The organism is Pseudomonas sp. ESBL9, assembly GCF_036668715.1.
GTDB lineage: Bacteria > Pseudomonadota > Gammaproteobacteria > Pseudomonadales > Pseudomonadaceae > Aquipseudomonas > Aquipseudomonas lundensis.
Genome location: NZ_JAZEVV010000050.1, coordinates 1 through 204, shown reverse-complemented (window position 1 = coordinate 204; position 204 = coordinate 1). Strand labels below are relative to the sequence as shown.

Here is a 204-nt window from a genome sequence, read left to right as displayed (position 1 = left end):
CCATATAACACCCAAGCAATTTGCGTCGAAAGGCCAGATTGCGGTGTGTGAAGACGATACAAACCGAAAGTTTGCACCTCACAAAACACCAACTCTATTACATACCCATTCGCTGGAACGTTGACCGCAAGGTAAACGCACCGGCTACCGAATTTCTTGACGACCATAGAGCATTGGAACCACCTGATCCCATCCCGAACTCAG

The 204-nt window shown here is 48.5% G+C and carries 1 rRNA gene; it reads left to right on the top strand.

The window, feature by feature from the left end:
• Positions 1-155: 155 nt before the first annotated feature.
• A 5S ribosomal RNA gene (gene rrf / locus V6F78_RS22595) occupies positions 156-204 on the top strand; the annotation flags it as partial.